Genomic DNA, 15,281 nt, shown 5'->3' on the forward strand with positions numbered 1-15,281 from the left:
GAGTTCGTCGGCGCGTCAGACGTGTATAAGAGACAGTTCCACGTGTCCACGGAGAGCAGCGGCCCGCGCTTCCACCGCTCCGCCACCACCCACAGCAGCGAGAACAGCGCGATGTAGACGAGGTAGTAGTAGTCACACAGCAACACGTACAACGCGGACACCGCCAGCCCCACCAGCCACTTGCGCTTGCCCTCGTCCAGCCACCGGAAGAAGCAGTAGAGGTAGAGGGGCATCCCCTCCAGCGCGGTGAGGTTCAGGTGCGCCGTCGCGTGGTTGAGGTGGTAGCGCGAGAAGTTGAACACGCACGCGCCCGCCAGCGCCGCCGCGGCGGCGATCCACGGCCCGTGTCCCGCGCGCTCCAGCAGGTAGCGCAAGAGCAGCCACGACGTGTAGCCCGTCAGCACGAACGAGCCGAACAGCACCGCGTTGTACGCCGTCTCCACCGACATGAACGGCAGCAGCACCACGCCCCAGAGCGTCTTCGCGGGCGCCAGCGTGTGCCAGTACAGCTCCGCCCCCAGGGGCCAGTGCAGGAAGGGCGCGAAGAAGGGGTTCTGCGGCTGCACCCAGACGGCCTGGCGCATCCACCAGAGGTGCCACATGTTCATGTAGACGTCCTCCCGGCCGCCCAGCACCACCCCCTTCATCTGGGACAGGAGCGGCCAGGTGTGGAACGCCGACAGCAGGAAGGACACGCCCAGCGCGAGCGGGTGCAGCATCCGCCGTGCCCCAGCAGACATGGGCGCGGATACGGGCGCGGACATCGGTGAAGACATGGTCGCCGGGGGACTCAGAGCGGCCGCTCGGCGGCCATCAGCATGTTGTCGCCCAGGTTGAACGGGATGGACAGGCTGGACGGCACGCCCCGCCGCACCAGCTCCAGCAGCGGCGCCGCGGGCTGGAAGCTCGCGCCCACCTTCCTGAGCAGGTAGTCCGCGGAGATGATGTGCGTGTACGTCCGGACGTCCGTGACGTGGAAGCCCACCTCCTCCAGCAGCAGCGCCAGGGTGCGGCGGCCGAAGTAGAACAGGTGCATGTCCATCAGCCACGGCCACTGCCCGCCCATCACGCGCGCCAGCAGGCTGCCCGCGTCGATGGTGGACAGGTAGATGCGGCCGCCGGGGCGCACGAGCTTCAGCGCCGCCTTCAGCTCCTCACGCGGATCCGCGAAGTGCTCCACCACGTCCCACAGCGTCACCACGTCGTACTGGAGCCCCCTCGCCGCCAGCTCCTTCAGGGGCACGCCGTGCACGGTGAAGCCCAGACCGCGCGCGTTGTTGCCCGCCCAGCGCGACAGCTCCAGCCCCTCCGGACGGAAGCCCGCCTCGCGCGCCACGTCCAGGAAGTAGCCGCAATAGGCGCCCACATCCAGCAGCGTGCGGCCCTGGGCCGGGCCCAGCTCGCGCAGCACGCGGCGGAAGGTGTGGTAGCGGTTGTCCTTCTCCGCGACGTAGAGGGGGTCCTCCACGTCCTGGTACGCCTGCAGCAGCGCGTCCGGGGACTGGATGGGCCACTGGAACATCATCCCGCAGTCCTCGCAGCCCCAGATGGGCGGGTGGCTGCGGTGGCCGAACGACGTGCAGTTGTAGGCGGCCGCCCCCTCGGGTTGGGCGCTGCCCCGCGCCCGGTGACGCAGCCGCAGGCGCCCTCCCTTGCACAGGTAACAGGCATCCGGCACGGGAGCGAGGTGCGGTTCCGAGGCACGACGTGCGGCGTTGTCCATCATGGCGGCGCACCGTAGTCGCAAGGGCCCACCGCCTCAACACGTCGGATGGGGGGAAAGGCCGGGCAATGGCATCCATGGGCCCGAACCCCTCCCGACTCGCGAGCCCCCTTGCTTTCCGGGCGACACGCCGCGAAATAGGCCCCCTTCCGGAATCGTTGCTCCAGGTTCTCCTCCCCCGTCCGTGACATGCGCGCCTTGAACGAACCCGCCTCCGCCCCTGCTCCGACCCTTCACCTGGGCCTGCCGGGATTCTCCTTCGAAGACCTGTACCGCCCCAGCGGCCTGCGCCGGTTGGCGGAGCGCTTCGACGCGCAGCTCCAGGGCGACGCCCCGGACCTGTTCCAGGCCTTCGACGCCTACCGCAAGTCCGGAGGCACCACGCCGTCCGGCCCGGCGGAATCCGACCTGCTCATCCAGGTGGCCCGCCACGTCTCGCGCTTCGTCGCCACCCTGTTCGGCATCGGCACGGAGTCCGAGCGCCTGGCCCGCCACCTGCGCGGCGAGCTGCCGCTCTTCGACTTCAAGCGCGAGTTCATCACGCGCCGCGTCTTCAAGAAGGGCGCCCAGGACCGCCCGTCGCTCGCGGAGTTCCCGGCGCTCGACGGCCGCATGCGCCTGCTCATGCAGCTGGGCTTCCCGGACGCGCTCGCCCACGGCGACCTGGAGCGCGCGCTCGCGGAGTCCATCCTGTCGCTGCTGGACCTGGAGCGCCTGTTCTCCGGCAACCTGCCCCCCGCGCACCAGGAGCGCGCCCCCGCCCTGCGCGAACAGTGGGCCGCCCTGCGCCTCGCGCTCACCGCCACGCCCGAGGGCGCGGACGCCTTCGGCTCAAGCCTGGTGACCAAGGGCGACGACGCGGCGGAGCTCCAGGCCGTGCGCGCGCTCCTGTCGCTCGCGGACCGTTGGACGTACGCCCGCGCGCTGCACCCGGAGACGAAGTCCCTCTTCCACACCTGGCCCACGCTGCGGCTGCCCAAGCCGCTGGTGTTCGACCAACTGGTGCAGTTGCAGCGCCCGGACGCCGCGCTGGAGGAGAAGACGGAGGGGCTGGAGCACCACCTGCGCCACCGCGATGGCTTCAAGCTCACGGACCGCCGGGGCACGCCGCGCGACGTGATGAACGAGGTGGACTACTGCGTCATCTGCCACGAGCGGCAGAAGGACTCCTGCTCCAAGGGCTTCCCCGCGAAGGACCCGGTGGCGGAGGGGCACTCGTTCAAGAAGAACCCCCTGGGCATCCCGCTCACCGGCTGCCCGCTGGACGAGCGCATCTCGGAGGCGCACGCGCTCAAGCGCGAGGGTGACTCCGTGGCGGCGCTCGCCATGGTGACGCTGGACAACCCGATGTGCCCGGGCACCGGCCACCGCATCTGCAACGACTGCATGAAGGCCTGCATCTTCCAGAAGCAGGAGCCGGTGAACATCCCGCTCGCGGAGACGGCCACCCTCACCGACGTGTTGGAGCTGCCGTGGGGCTTTGAGATCTACGGCCTGCTCACGCGCTGGAACCCGCTCAACATCCGCCGCCCGTACGCCCTGCCCTACGTGGGCCGCAACGTGATGGTCGTGGGCCTGGGGCCCGCTGGCTACACGCTGTCGCACTACCTGCTCAATGAAGGCTTCGCCGTCACCGGCGTGGACGGCCTCAAGATCGAACCGTTCCCGGATGAGCTGGTGGGCCGCAACGGCCACAAACTGGAACCCATCCGCGACTGGCGCGGGCTCACGCGAGAGCTGGACGAGCGCGTGCTGGAGGGCTTCGGCGGCGTGTCCGAGTACGGAATCACCGTGCGCTGGGACAAGAACTTCCTCACGCTCATCCACCTGACGCTCGCGCGCCGCGAGGGCCTGCGCATCTACGGCGGCATCCGCTTCGGCGGCACGCTGACGCTGGAGGACGCCTGGGCGCTGGGCTTCGACCACGTGGCCATCGCCGCGGGCGCGGGCCGGCCCACCATCATCGGGATGAAGAACAACCTCATCCGGGGCATCCGCAAGGCCTCCGACTTCCTGATGGCGCTGCAGCTCACGGGCGCCTTCAAGCGCGACTCGCTGGCGAACCTCCAGGTGCAGCTGCCCGCCATCGTCATTGGCGGCGGCCTCACCGGCGTGGACACCGCCACGGAGCTGATGGCGTACTACCCGGTGCAGGTGGAGAAGACGCTGGAGCGCCACGAGAAGCTCGTCGCGGACCTGGGCGAAGCCGGCGTCATCGAGCGCCTGGACGCCGAGGAGCGCGCCACCTACCAGACCTTCCTGGAGCACGGCCGCGCGGTGCGAGCCGAACGCCAGAAGGCCCAGGCGGAAGGCCGTACGCCGGACTTCATCCACCTGGTGCGTTCATGGGGCGGCGTGAGCCTCTGCTACCGCCGGGGCCTCACGGAATCCCCCGCCTACCGCCTCAACCACGAGGAGGTCTCCAAGGCGCTGGAGGAGGGCATCCGCTTCATCGAACGGATGAGCCCCGTGGAGGCGCTGCCGGACGCGACCGGCGCGGTGCGCGCGCTGCGCTTCGAGCGCATGGTGACGGTGGACGGCCGGCTCAAGGGCAGCGGCCAGTTCTTCGAGCTGCCGGCGAAGACGGTGTGCGTGGCCGCGGGCACGTCCCCCAACGTCACGTACGAGAAGGAGTACCCGGGCACCTTCCAGCTCGACGAGGCGAAGGAGTACTTCCAGGGCTTCGAGCTGGTGGAGAAGCCGGAGGGTTCGGGCTTCACGCTCCAGCCGGTGGAGGCCGCGGAGGACCCCGAGGCGAAGGTGGGCTTCTTCACGTCCTACCAGCACGACGGCCGCTTCGTGTCCTTCTACGGCGACAACCACCCGACCTACGCGGGCAACGTGGTGAAGGCCATGGCCAGCGCGAAGGACGGGCACCCGCAGGTGGCGCGCCTGTTCGCGAAGGAAGTGGCCTCCCTGGACTTCAGCGACACGGCCGCGCAGCAGGCGCGCGAGGCGAAGCGTCTGGAGCACTTCGCGAAGCTGGACGAGGCGTTCCTCGCCACGGTCGTCGCGGTGAACCGGCTGACGCCGACCATCGTGGAGGTGGTGGTGCGGGCGCCCTTCGCCGCGAGCCACTTCTCCCCCGGCCAGTTCTACCGGCTCCAGAACTTCGAGCGGAACGCGCCCCTCGTGGACGGCGTGCGCCTCACCATGGAGGGCCTGGCGCTCACGGGCGCGTGGGTGGACAAGGAGAAGGGCCTGATGGGCACCATCGTGCTGGAGATGGGCTCCTCGTCCCGCCTGTGCGCCGCGCTCAAGCCCGGCGAGCCCGTCGTGCTGATGGGCCCCACGGGCGCGCCCACGGAGATTGGCCACAACGAGACGGTGGTGCTGGTGGGTGGCGGCCTGGGCAACGCGGTCCTCTTCTCCATCGCGCGCTCGCTCAAGGCGGCGGGCTGCCGCGTCGTCTACTTCGCCGGCTACCGGCTGAAGTCGGACTCGTTCAAGCAGGAGGAGATTGAGCTGGGCACCGACCAGGTCATCTGGTCCGTGGACGGCGGAGAGCTGCTGGACGTGCGCCGGCCGCAGGACACGGCCTTCCGGGGCAACGTGGTGCAGGCGATGGTGGCCTACGCGGAAGGCAAGCTGGGCGTGGCGCCGGTCATCTCCCTGAGCGAGGTGGACCGCATCATCGCCATCGGTTCGGACCGGATGATGCGCGCGGTGGCCGAGGCGCGGCACGGCGTGCTGCAGCCGTACCTGAAGCCCGGACACGAGGCCATCGGGTCCATCAACTCCCCCATGCAGTGCATGATGAAGGAGATCTGCGCCCAGTGCCTCCAGCGGCACGTGGACCCGCTCACCGGCAAGGAGACGTGGGTGTTCTCCTGCTACAACCAGGACCAGCGGCTGGACCACGTGGACTTCGTCAACCTGAACCAGCGCCTGCGCGGCAACACGGTGCTGGAGAAGATGGGCGACACCTTCCTCGCGCAGCTCCTGAAGAAGGCCCCGCACCTCAAGCGGGTGTGAGTCAGCGCCGCACGCCCGCGAAGGCCTTGAGCATGTCCTGATAGTTCTTTGTCAGGTCGGCTTCGCGGGCGAGCACCAGGTCCACGTTGGCGTCGCCGAACTCGCGGCGCGCCTCCGGGAGCTGCTGGAAGGCCTGCACCTGGCGCCGCATGGACTCCACCTGCGGCGCCAGCTCCTGCTGCTGCTCCACGGGCATGCGGGATTGGAGCGCCTCCAGCTTCTTGAGCTCCTCCTCGTACTGGAGCGTGCGCCCCATCTGCCGCTGGCTGATGACGGCGGTGACGATTTCGGCGATGCGGTTGACGTCGTCGGTGCTGAGGCCCGCGGCCTTGCGCGCGTCCGTCTCCGCCTGGGCCTTGCGCTCGATGAGCTTCAGGCCGGAACGGGCCGCCTCCAGCGCCTGCGGCGTGCCCGCGTCCATCAGCGGCCCCATGTCCTGGAGGCCCCGCATCAGCGAGCCGTACACCGTCAGCATCTTGCGCTGGTAGCCCACGTAGGCCTCCAGCTTCGCCTGCGTCAGCGGGTAGGGCCCGGCCGCGCCGTCGTCGCCGGTCACCTCGCCCTCCAGGCGGGCGACCGTCTCCCTACCTTCGGTGCCGGCCTCCGGGCCACTGCCGACCGTATCCTTGCGACACGCCGAGAGGACCAGGACCACGGGCAACCACCACCACAGCTTGCGCATGCCACCTCCAGCGAACGCCACCGGCGCGGGGCAGTGTATGCTCCGACGGGCCCCCGCGAGCGCCGGTACCCGAACGTCGACCCCACGTCGGCTGTTCCGGCCACTGAACATTCGCCTCATTACCTTTGACCTACCGGGCCACGGTCATGTACGAACCGCGGGCTTGTCGCGTTCAGTGGAGGGACTTTGAGGATTTTCCTGGTAAGGCACGGCGATGCGGACGCAGAGATCCCCGAGGGTCTCGGCGACGAGGCGCGCGCGCTGACCGCGAAGGCCCGCGCGAACATTGCCCAGCACTTCGCGTCGCTGTCCGAGCGCATGGGGACCATCAACCTCATCCTCACCAGCCCGCTGGTGCGCACGGTGCAGACGGCGCAGATCCTCTCCTTCGCGACGAAGCACGAGGGCCTGCTGCGCGTGCACCGCTGCCTCCTGCCGGACATGCCGGTGGGCGCGGTGGAGCCCGTGCTCAAGGACCACAACCACGAGAACCTCGTCCTCGTGGGCCACCAGCCCTCGATGGGCGCGCTCGCGGCGCACCTGCTGGGGATGCAGTCCTTCCCCAAGCCGGTGAACCCGGGCACGGTCATCGCCATGGAGTGGCCGGACACGCCCACCAGCACCGAGGACCAGGTTCCCGGCGAGAAGGGTGAGAATCCCCCCGCCCAGCACCTGAAGTTCCTGTTCTACGCCGCCCCCGGCCAGCAGGTCCTCGACGTCATCCAGTGACGTCCGGGAGCGCGGCCATGATGGATGAAGCCCGCTACAACCCGCTCGTCGCCGCCGCCTTCAAGCGCATCATGGCGGCGGCGGATGCCTTCGACCCGGACGTGCTGGAAGCCGACAGCACGGGCGACATGGTGACGCTGACGGCCAGCTCCCGTGAGAAGTGCATCATCAACACCCAGCGCGCCGTCCGGCAGCTCTGGGTGGCCGGCCAGGGCCAGGGCATCCACTTCGACTACGACGAAGCCTCGCGCACCTGGAAGGACGACAAGGGGCGCGGGCTGGAGCTGTTCGCCTTCGTCGCCGGCGTCGTGAAGCACCTCACCGGCCAGGACCTCGTCTACCCGTCCTGAGCACCGGGGCCTGGGCCCGACGGGGCCACCACCACGCTGTCGCCCCCGCCCATCTGGGCCCGGCGCAGCGCCTCCCCCGCTTCCTTCAAGAGCCCTCCGAAGCTGAGGCCCGCGCCCTGCGTGAGCCCCTTGCCGCCGCCCGAGGGCTCGGACACCGCCACGCCCACGGACGCCGTGGCGCCCGGCAGGGCCTTCAGGGAGGGCATCCGCTCGCGCAGCCGCTCCGCCACCACCCGGGCCCCGGAGCGCGGTGTGTGGGGCAGGAAGGCCACGAAGCGGCTGTCCGCGAAGGGCACCACCACGTCGATGTCGCGCACCCCCGCCGTCAGGAGCCCCAAGGCCTCCGCGAGCAGCGCGGTGCGCGCCGGGGGCGCCATGCTCAGGGTGTGCTCGGTGAAGCGGTCCAACTCCACCAGCAGCAGGGAGATGGGGTAGCGGTAGCGCCGGCTGCGCTTCACCTCCATCAGCAGGAGGCGCTTGAGGAAGTCGAAGTCCGGCGAGGTGCTGACCGCGAACACGTCCGTGCGCGAGGCCCGCCGCTCCGGAAGGCCCCCGGGACGCGCCGGGATGCCCACGACCGACGCCGGAGCCCCGCTGTCCTCCGGGGCCTGGGGGTGGGCCCCTGCCTCGTGGAGGCGCAGCACCAGCCGCACGCAGGTCACCACGGTGCCGCGCTTGAGGGGCCCCACCAGGCAACCGTCCGCCCCGGCCTGGACGGCGCGCGGGTCCGCGTGCTCCTCATCCGGGGGGTACACCAGCAGCACCGGCAGCCGGGAGCCCTTCTGGCGCAGCTCCTGGCACAGGGCCTCTCCGTCCACGGGCAGGCTCGCGGACGCCACGAGCACCGCCGGGGGACGGTCTTCCAACAGGCGGCGCGCCTCCACGGCGCTGCCCACCCAGGCCACCTCGTGGCCGGCGCCCTCCAGGTACCTGCGCAGCGCGCTGGCGACGGGAGCGGACGGCTCGGCCAGGAGGACGGTGGCCATCAGACCTTCATGACCTCTTTTTCCTTCTCCGCGTAGATGGTGTCGACCTGCTTGATGCCCGCGGCCGTCTTGTCCTCCACGTCCTTGGAGAAGCGCTTGAGGTCGTCCTCGGTGATCTTCTTGTCCTTCTGCTGCGCCTTGAGGGCTTCCAGGATGTCGCGGCGGTGGTTGCGGATGGCCACCTTGTGGTCCTCCGCCTTGGTCTTCACCTGCTTCACGATGTCCTTGCGGCGCTCCTCCGTGAGCGGCGGGAAGGGCAGGCGGATCATCTCCCCGTCGTTCATCGGGTTGATGCCCAGGTTCGCCTCGCGCAGGGCCTTCTCGATGTCCTTGAGGACGCCCTTGTCCCACGGCTTGATGGTGATGAGCCGGGGCTCGGGCGCGTTGATGCTGGCCACGCCCGCGAGCGGCGTCGGCGTGCCGTACTGGTCCACCCGGATGCCGTCGAGGATGGCGGTGCTCGCACGACCCGTGCGCACCTTGGCCAGCTCCCGCTTGAGGTCTTCCAGCGTCTTGTCGATACGAGGCTTCAGTTCCGCGACGGTGTCAGCCATTGCAGTCTCCTCCAGAAGCTTGTGTCAGCCCTGCTCGGGGTATCAGGCCCAGACCGTCTCGGAGGCCCCGACGACGGTGCCAAACTCACCCTGCTTGCCCATGACGGCGCGGTGGATGTTCCCGCGCGTGCCCAGGTCGAACACGATGATGGGCAGCTTGTTGTCCATGCACAGCGAGATGGCCGTGGAGTCCATCACGTTGAGGTTCTGCTTCAACACGTCCATGTACGTCAGCGTCCGGTAGCGCCGCGCGGTGGGGTCCTTCTTCGGGTCCGCGTTGTAGACGCCGTCCACCTTGGTGGCCTTGAGGATGACCTGCGCGTTGATCTCCATCGCGCGCAGCGACGCGGCCGTGTCGGTGGTGAAGTACGGGTTGCCCGTGCCCGCGGCGAAGATGACGACGCGGCCCTTCTCCAGGTGGCGCACCGCGCGCCGGCGGATGTAGGGCTCGGCGATCTGCTCCATCTTGATGGCGGACTGCACGCGCGTCTTCAGGCCCTGCTTCTCCAGCGCGTCCTGCATCGCCATGGAGTTGATGCAGGTGGCCAGCATGCCCATGTAGTCCGCGCTCGCGCGGTCCATGCCTTCCGTCGCTCCAGCCACGCCGCGGAAGATGTTGCCTCCGCCAATGACGACGGCCAGCTCGATGCCCGCCCGGGACAGCTCGGCGATTTCTTCAGCGATGCGCGTGAGGGTGGGGGGGTGGATGCCGTACTTCCCCTCGCCCATCAGGGCTTCGCCCGACAGTTTGAGGAGGATGCGCTTGTAGGGAGAGGTGGATTCGGACATACGCGACCGCTTCTATCCCCCGCCCCGCGCCCGATCAACGACGGAAGTCGTCGCCGGGCCCGCACCGTCCGATGCCGGGCGTACGGACGCCCCGAAGGGGGAGAAGCTCCCGGAATACCGAGGGCCGCGCCCCCGAGGCTTCCCCTGCTGGAGGGAAAGCCACGAGCACGCGGCCCCGGGTTCGGCAGGTGCTTCAGATGCGCCGGGCGCCTTAAGCCTGGCCCAGCGTCTTGGCGACCTCGGCGGCGAGGTCTTCCTTCTTCTTCTCGATGCCCTCGCCCACTTCGAAGCGGACGAAGCGGCGCACGGAGACCTTCTCGCCAATCTTCGCGGCGCGCTCGGTGATCATCTCACCGACCTTCTTCTTGTCGTCCTTCACCCAGAGCTGGTCCACGAGGCAGACGCCCTCGTAGTACTTCTCCAGCTTGCCCACGAGGATCTTCTCCAGCATGGCCTCGGGCTTGCCCTGCTGCTTGAGCAGCTCGCGCTGGATCTCCTTCTCCTTGTCCATCGCGTCCTGCGGGACTTCCTCGCGGCGCACGTACTTGGGGCTGGCCGCGGCGATCTGCATGGCCACGTCCTTCGCCAGCTCCTGGAAGTCGGGGTTGCGCGCGACGAAGTCGGTCTCGCAGTTGACCTCCACGATGACGCCGATGCGGCCGCCGTGGATGTAGCTGGAGATGATGCCTTCGGCGGCGACGCGGCCTTCCTTGCCGGCGGCGCGCGAGATGCCCTTCTTGCGCAGCCACTCCTCGGCCTTCACGAAGTCGCCGGCCGTCTCGGAGAGGGCCTTCTTGCAGTCCATCATGCCCGCGCCGGTCCGCTCGCGGAGGTCCTTCACCATCTGGGCGCTGATCTCAGCCATGTGCGTCTCTCTCGGTCTTCTGCTCCGAGCACGGCGGTATGCGCCGCGGGCGGAGCCATGAGTTCAAAGGGGATACCGCGGGGACAAAAAAATGGAGACGGCCGGACAGCGGGCCTTGGAAGGTGCCGCCCGGCCGACTCCGGAGCTTGCGTGGAAGCGAGGACGGCGGCGGACTACTCGGCCGCGGGCGTCTCGCCACCCTCGGCGGCGGGCGTCTCGGTGGCGACGGGGGCGGCAGCGCCCTTCATCTCCACGAGGGGGCCACGGCGCTCGCCGCCACGGTCACCACCACCACCCCGGCGGTCATCGCGGTCGCGGCGGTCATTGCGGCGGGGACCCCGGCGGTCATCGCGGTCGCGGCGGTCGTCACGGCCCTCACGCTCCTCCTGCTCGTCGCGCTCGGCGGCGCCGGACGCACGGTAGCGCGCCGCACCCTCGAGGCACGCGTCGGCGATCTTCGACGTGAAGAGCTTGATGGAGCGGATGGCGTCGTCGTTGCCCGGGATGACGAAGTCGATGCCGTCCGGATCGCAGTTCGTGTCCACCAGGCCAATCACCGGGATGCCCAGGCGGGTGGCCTCGTGGATGGCGATGTGCTCCTTCTTCGGGTCGATGATGAAGACGCAGCGGGGCAGCTTCGCCATGTCCTTCACGCCGCCCAGGTTCTTCTCCAGCTTCTCGCGCTCACGGTCGAGCTGGGCGACTTCCTTCTTGGGCAGGCGCTCGAAGGTGCCGTCCTCGGCCATCTTCTCCAGCGTCTTGAGGCGGTCGATGCCCTGCTTGATGGTCTTGAAGTTCGTCAGCGTGCCACCCAGCCAGCGGCTGGTGACGAAGAACTGACCGGCGCGCGCGGCCTCCTCGCGGATGACGTCCTGCGCCTGCTTCTTGGTGCCGACGAAGAGCACCGACCCGCCACGGGCCGTGATGTCCGCGACGAAGCGGAAGGCCGACCGGGCCATCGTCACGGTCTTCTGCAGGTCGATGATGTAGATGCCGTTGCGGGCACCGAAGATGTAGGGCTTCATCTTCGGGTTCCAGCGCTTGGTCTGGTGGCCGAAGTGGACGCCGGCCTCGAGCAGCTGGCGCATCGTGATGCCGCTGGCGGCGGCCATCGCCTGGGCCTGCGTCTGGGTATCCTGCTGGGTTTCCATGGTGCGTGTACCTTCCGGTTGTGTTCCGCCACGCGCGTCTTGGGAAGTCCCGGCCCTGGCCCTTCCACCTGGAGGGGCACCGGCGACCGGCACGCGCGTGTGAGTAGTGGGTGCTTCGACTGCCTTCGGGCGTACGGCCCGGCCCCTACATAACAGGGCGCGGCGTCCTTAGCAGAACGCTTGAGAGGGGCGCAAGCTTCGGCGCACCGTCCGTCCGGGTTCCCCCGTTCCAGCCCGCTCCCCCGCCTTGCAGGAAGGCGACCGGCGCGGCCCCCGCTCCCTTCGGAAAAGGGAGGGCGACCGCGCCGGAGGGCGACGTCAGGGCTGTCCCAGGGGACGGCTAGGCGTTGGCCTCGTTGGCGCCGTGGCACTTCTTGTACTTGCGGCCGCTGCCGCAGGGGCAGGGGTCGTTGCGGCCCACGCGGGGGGCGTCCCCGGTGGCGGCGGCGGCCGAGGCGGTCCGCTGGGCGACGGGGGTGGCGGTGGCCTCCGCGAGCTTCCCTTCGGCGTCCGCGCGGCCCTCCACGGCCTTCTTCTGCTGCTGGGCGAGCTGCCGCTGAATGCGGGCGGTCTCCTCCGCGGCGCTGGAGGCGGAGCGGGCCTGCACGCGCATCATCTGGCTGACGAACTGCGTCTTGATGGCGGCGAGCATCTGGATGAAGCCCTCGTAGCCCTCCTTCTTGTACTCCTGCTTCGGGTCCTTCTGGCCGTAACCGCGCAGGCCGATGCCCTGGCGCAGGTGGTCCATGGCCAGCAGGTGGTCCTTCCAGAGCTGGTCGATGGTGGCCAGGTACCGGTACTGCAGGAAGCGCATGAAGTCTTCGCTGAACTCCTGCTCGCGCGCGCTGAAGACCTTCTCCGCCGCCTGGTAGATCTGCTCCTGGAGCTCCTCGCGGTTGCCGGTGCCCTCGAAGCTCATCTCCAGGTTGAAGGACTCCTTCACCGCCGCGGACAGCGCTTCGATGTCCCAGGTGTCGGAGCTGCGCGTGGGGGCGTAGGTGTCCGTCAGGGACACGACGGCGTCGTCCATCGCGTCCAGGACCATCTCCCGGAAGTCCGCCCAGGTGATGACGCGCTCGGAGCGGGTCTTCACGCGGGTCTTCAAATCCTCCTCGTACTCCACGAGCGGGACGCCCGCGCCCGACGCGAGCACCTGGCGGCGCAGCTTGTAGATGGTGCGCCGCTGCTGGTTCATCACGTCGTCGTACTCGAGCAGGTTCTTGCGGATGTCGAAGTTGTGGCCTTCGACCCGCTTCTGCGCGCTCTCGATGGCCCGCGACAGCCAGATGTGCTCGATGACCTCGCCCTCTTCCATGCCCAGGCGCTCCATCAGGCTCTGGATGCGCTCGGACCCGAAGATGCGCATCAGGTCGTCCTCGAGCGACAGGAAGAAGCGGCTGGCGCCCGGGTCACCCTGGCGGCCGGCGCGGCCTCGCAGCTGGTTGTCCACGCGGCGGGACTCGTGACGCTCGGTGCCGATGATGAAGAGGCCGCCAGCGGCCATGACCTCCTGGCGCTCCTGCTTCGTCAGCTCCTCGTTCTTCGCCTTCGTCTCCGCGAAGCGCGTCTCGTAGTCCGCCAGCGCCGCCTGGTAGACCGTGAGGTCCACCGGCTGGCCGTCCGCGGACGACGACAGGGGCGGCTCCGGCGGCGGGCCCATGGCGCTCTTGGTCATGACCTCCGCGTTGCCGCCCAGGAGGATGTCCGTGCCTCGGCCGGCCATGTTGGTGGAGATGGTGACGGCGCCCTTGCGGCCTGCCTGCGCGACGATGTCCGCCTCGCGCTGGTGCGCCTTGGCGTTGAGCACGTTGTGGGGCACGCCGCGCTTCTTGAGGAAGTTGGCCACCACTTCGCTCTTGGCGATGGACACCGTGCCCACGAGCACGGGCTGCCCCGCCTTGTGCAGATCTTCGATCTGCGCGGCGACGGCCTCGAACTTCTCGCGCTCCGTCTTGTAGACCACGTCCTGCTCGTCGCGGCGCACCGCGGGCCGGTTGGTCGGGATGACGCGCACGTCGAGGTTGTAGATCTTCGCGAACTCCTCCGCCTCCGTGTCCGCGGTGCCCGTCATGCCGGACAGCTTGGAGTACATGCGGAAGTAGTTCTGGAACGAGACCGTGGCGAGCGTCTGGTTCTCGTTTTCGATCTTCACGCCCTCCTTGGCCTCGATGGCCTGGTGGAGGCCGTCCGACCAGCGCCGGCCCGGCATGAGGCGGCCGGTGAACTCGTCGACGATCTGCACCTCGCCGTCCTTCACCACGTAGTCCTTGTCGCGCTTGTAGAGCGTGTGCGCGCGCAGGGCCTGCTCGACGTGGTGGAGGGTTTCGATCTCCCCCGGGTCGTAGAGGTTGCCGACGCCCAGCTTGCGCTGGAGCTTGTCGATGCCGTCGTCGGTGAGGGCCACCGCGCGGTGCTTCTCGTCCAGGGTGTAGTCCTGGTCCGGCACGAGGCCCGGGATGACCTTGTCCACCGTGAGGTACTTGTCGGTGCTGTCCTCGGTGGGGCCGGAGATGATGAGCGGCGTGCGGGCCTCGTCGATGAGGATGGAGTCCACCTCGTCGACGATGGCGTAGTTGAGCTCCCGCTGGACGTAGTCCTGCAGGCGGAACTTCATGTTGTCGCGCAGGTAGTCGAAGCCGAACTCGTTGTTCTGCCCGTAGGTGATGTCCGAGCGGTACGCCTCCTGGCGCTGCTTGTCGGACAGCTCGTGGAGCACGCAGCCCGTCGTCATGCCCAGGAACTTGTAGACGCGGCCCATCCACTCGGCGTCACGACGTGCCAGGTAGTCGTTCACGGTGACGACGTGGACGCCCCGGCCGGACAGCGCGTTGAGGTAGGAGGGCAGCGTGGCGGTGAGCGTCTTGCCTTCACCGGTGCGCATCTCCGCGATGCAGCCCTCGTGGAGGAACAGGCCGCCCACGAGCTGCACGTCGTAGTGGCGCTGGCCGATGACCCGGCGCGCCGCCTCACGGGTGATGGCGAAGGCCTCGAAGAGGAAGTCGTCCAGCGGTCGGCCGTTCTGGATCTCCTGCTTCATCCGGGCCGTCTCGCGCGCGAAGTCCTCGTCCTGGAGGGCCTTCATGCGGGGTTCCAGCTCGTTGATGCGAGCAATCTTCAGTCGGGCCTTCTTGAGCTCGCGCTCATTCTTCGTCCCGATGAGCTTCTTTAGCGTCCATTCAATCATGTTGGCTCTCTCGCCGGAGAATCCTCGAAGGAAGGCGGCGAGTGAAGGGAATTCCCAGGAGATGTAAGGGAGAACCAGACCAAAACCACGCGCGCCCCCCGAAACTTCCTCTCGGCTGGCCGCCCGGCGCGCGGTGGCCCAGAGTAAAGCGGAACCGAGTCCACGCAATGTCCCCTAAGCAGATTCAACGTCCCCGCGCCGCGAGCGTTGGCGCGGGAGCCACCGTTGGCCGGAATGCGCGGCTGTCCGCGGGCGGTCACCTTGGCGCGGGTGGGCATATCGCTTCGACCCAG

Annotated in this window: 11 protein-coding genes; 3 read left to right on the forward strand and 8 right to left on the reverse strand. The window is 68.9% G+C overall.

Going from position 1 to position 15,281, the window contains the following annotated elements:
• Positions 1–790: 790 nt before the first annotated feature.
• Positions 791–1,726, reverse strand: a complete 936-nt coding sequence (locus tag D7V97_RS26325; protein ID WP_233583217.1) for a class I SAM-dependent methyltransferase — start codon at positions 1,724–1,726, stop codon at positions 791–793.
• 186 nt (positions 1,727–1,912) lie between these two features.
• Here D7V97_RS26325 and D7V97_RS26330 point away from each other — a divergent pair, with 186 nt between their 5' ends.
• Positions 1,913–5,698, forward strand: a complete 3,786-nt coding sequence (locus D7V97_RS26330) for an FAD-dependent oxidoreductase (RefSeq protein WP_120613391.1) — start codon at positions 1,913–1,915, stop codon at positions 5,696–5,698.
• Between the two features lies 1 nt (position 5,699).
• Here the strand turns inward: D7V97_RS26330 and D7V97_RS26335 are convergent, their stop codons facing one another.
• A complete protein-coding gene (locus D7V97_RS26335) occupies positions 5,700–6,380 on the reverse strand; it encodes a hypothetical protein (RefSeq protein ID WP_120613392.1) in 681 nt (226 codons plus the stop codon).
• A 186-nt stretch (positions 6,381–6,566) separates the two neighbouring features.
• Here D7V97_RS26335 and D7V97_RS26340 point away from each other — a divergent pair, with 186 nt between their 5' ends.
• Positions 6,567–7,109, forward strand: a complete 543-nt coding sequence (locus D7V97_RS26340) for a histidine phosphatase family protein (protein ID WP_120613393.1) — start codon at positions 6,567–6,569, stop codon at positions 7,107–7,109.
• 17 nt (positions 7,110–7,126) lie between these two features.
• Positions 7,127–7,459: an iron donor protein CyaY gene (gene cyaY, locus D7V97_RS26345; RefSeq protein WP_120613394.1), complete on the forward strand. Its 333-nt coding sequence runs from the start codon at positions 7,127–7,129 to the stop codon at positions 7,457–7,459.
• Here the strand turns inward: cyaY and D7V97_RS26350 are convergent.
• The 6 genes from D7V97_RS26350 to secA all read right to left on the reverse strand — a co-directional run bounded on the left by D7V97_RS26350 (position 7,447) and on the right by secA (position 14,988).
• On the reverse strand, positions 7,447–8,445 hold the full coding sequence (locus D7V97_RS26350; RefSeq protein WP_120613395.1) for a diguanylate cyclase: 999 nt from the start codon (positions 8,443–8,445) through the stop codon (positions 7,447–7,449). The two genes, cyaY and D7V97_RS26350, sit on opposite strands and share 13 nt — an antisense overlap.
• Positions 8,445–8,999, reverse strand: a complete 555-nt coding sequence (gene frr, locus D7V97_RS26355; RefSeq protein ID WP_120613396.1) for a ribosome recycling factor — start codon at positions 8,997–8,999, stop codon at positions 8,445–8,447. Before frr ends, D7V97_RS26350 begins: the two co-directional genes overlap by 1 nt.
• A 42-nt stretch (positions 9,000–9,041) precedes the next feature.
• On the reverse strand, positions 9,042–9,788 hold the full coding sequence (gene pyrH / locus D7V97_RS26360; protein ID WP_120613397.1) for a UMP kinase: 747 nt from the start codon (positions 9,786–9,788) through the stop codon (positions 9,042–9,044).
• Between the two features lie 211 nt (positions 9,789–9,999).
• Positions 10,000–10,653 (reverse strand): translation elongation factor Ts, encoded by a 654-nt coding sequence (gene tsf / locus D7V97_RS26365; protein ID WP_120613398.1) that lies wholly within the window; start codon positions 10,651–10,653, stop codon positions 10,000–10,002.
• Between the two features lie 173 nt (positions 10,654–10,826).
• Entirely contained in the window at positions 10,827–11,804 is a 978-nt protein-coding gene (gene rpsB, locus D7V97_RS26370) for a 30S ribosomal protein S2 (RefSeq protein ID WP_120613399.1), read from the reverse strand.
• 340 nt (positions 11,805–12,144) lie between these two features.
• Complete coding sequence (secA, locus tag D7V97_RS26375; RefSeq protein WP_120613400.1) at positions 12,145–14,988, reverse strand: preprotein translocase subunit SecA; 2,844 nt, start codon at positions 14,986–14,988, stop codon at positions 12,145–12,147.
• Positions 14,989–15,281: the final 293 nt, after the last annotated feature.

This window comes from Corallococcus sp. CA053C, assembly GCF_003611675.1.
In the GTDB taxonomy this organism is placed as follows: domain Bacteria; phylum Myxococcota; class Myxococcia; order Myxococcales; family Myxococcaceae; genus Corallococcus.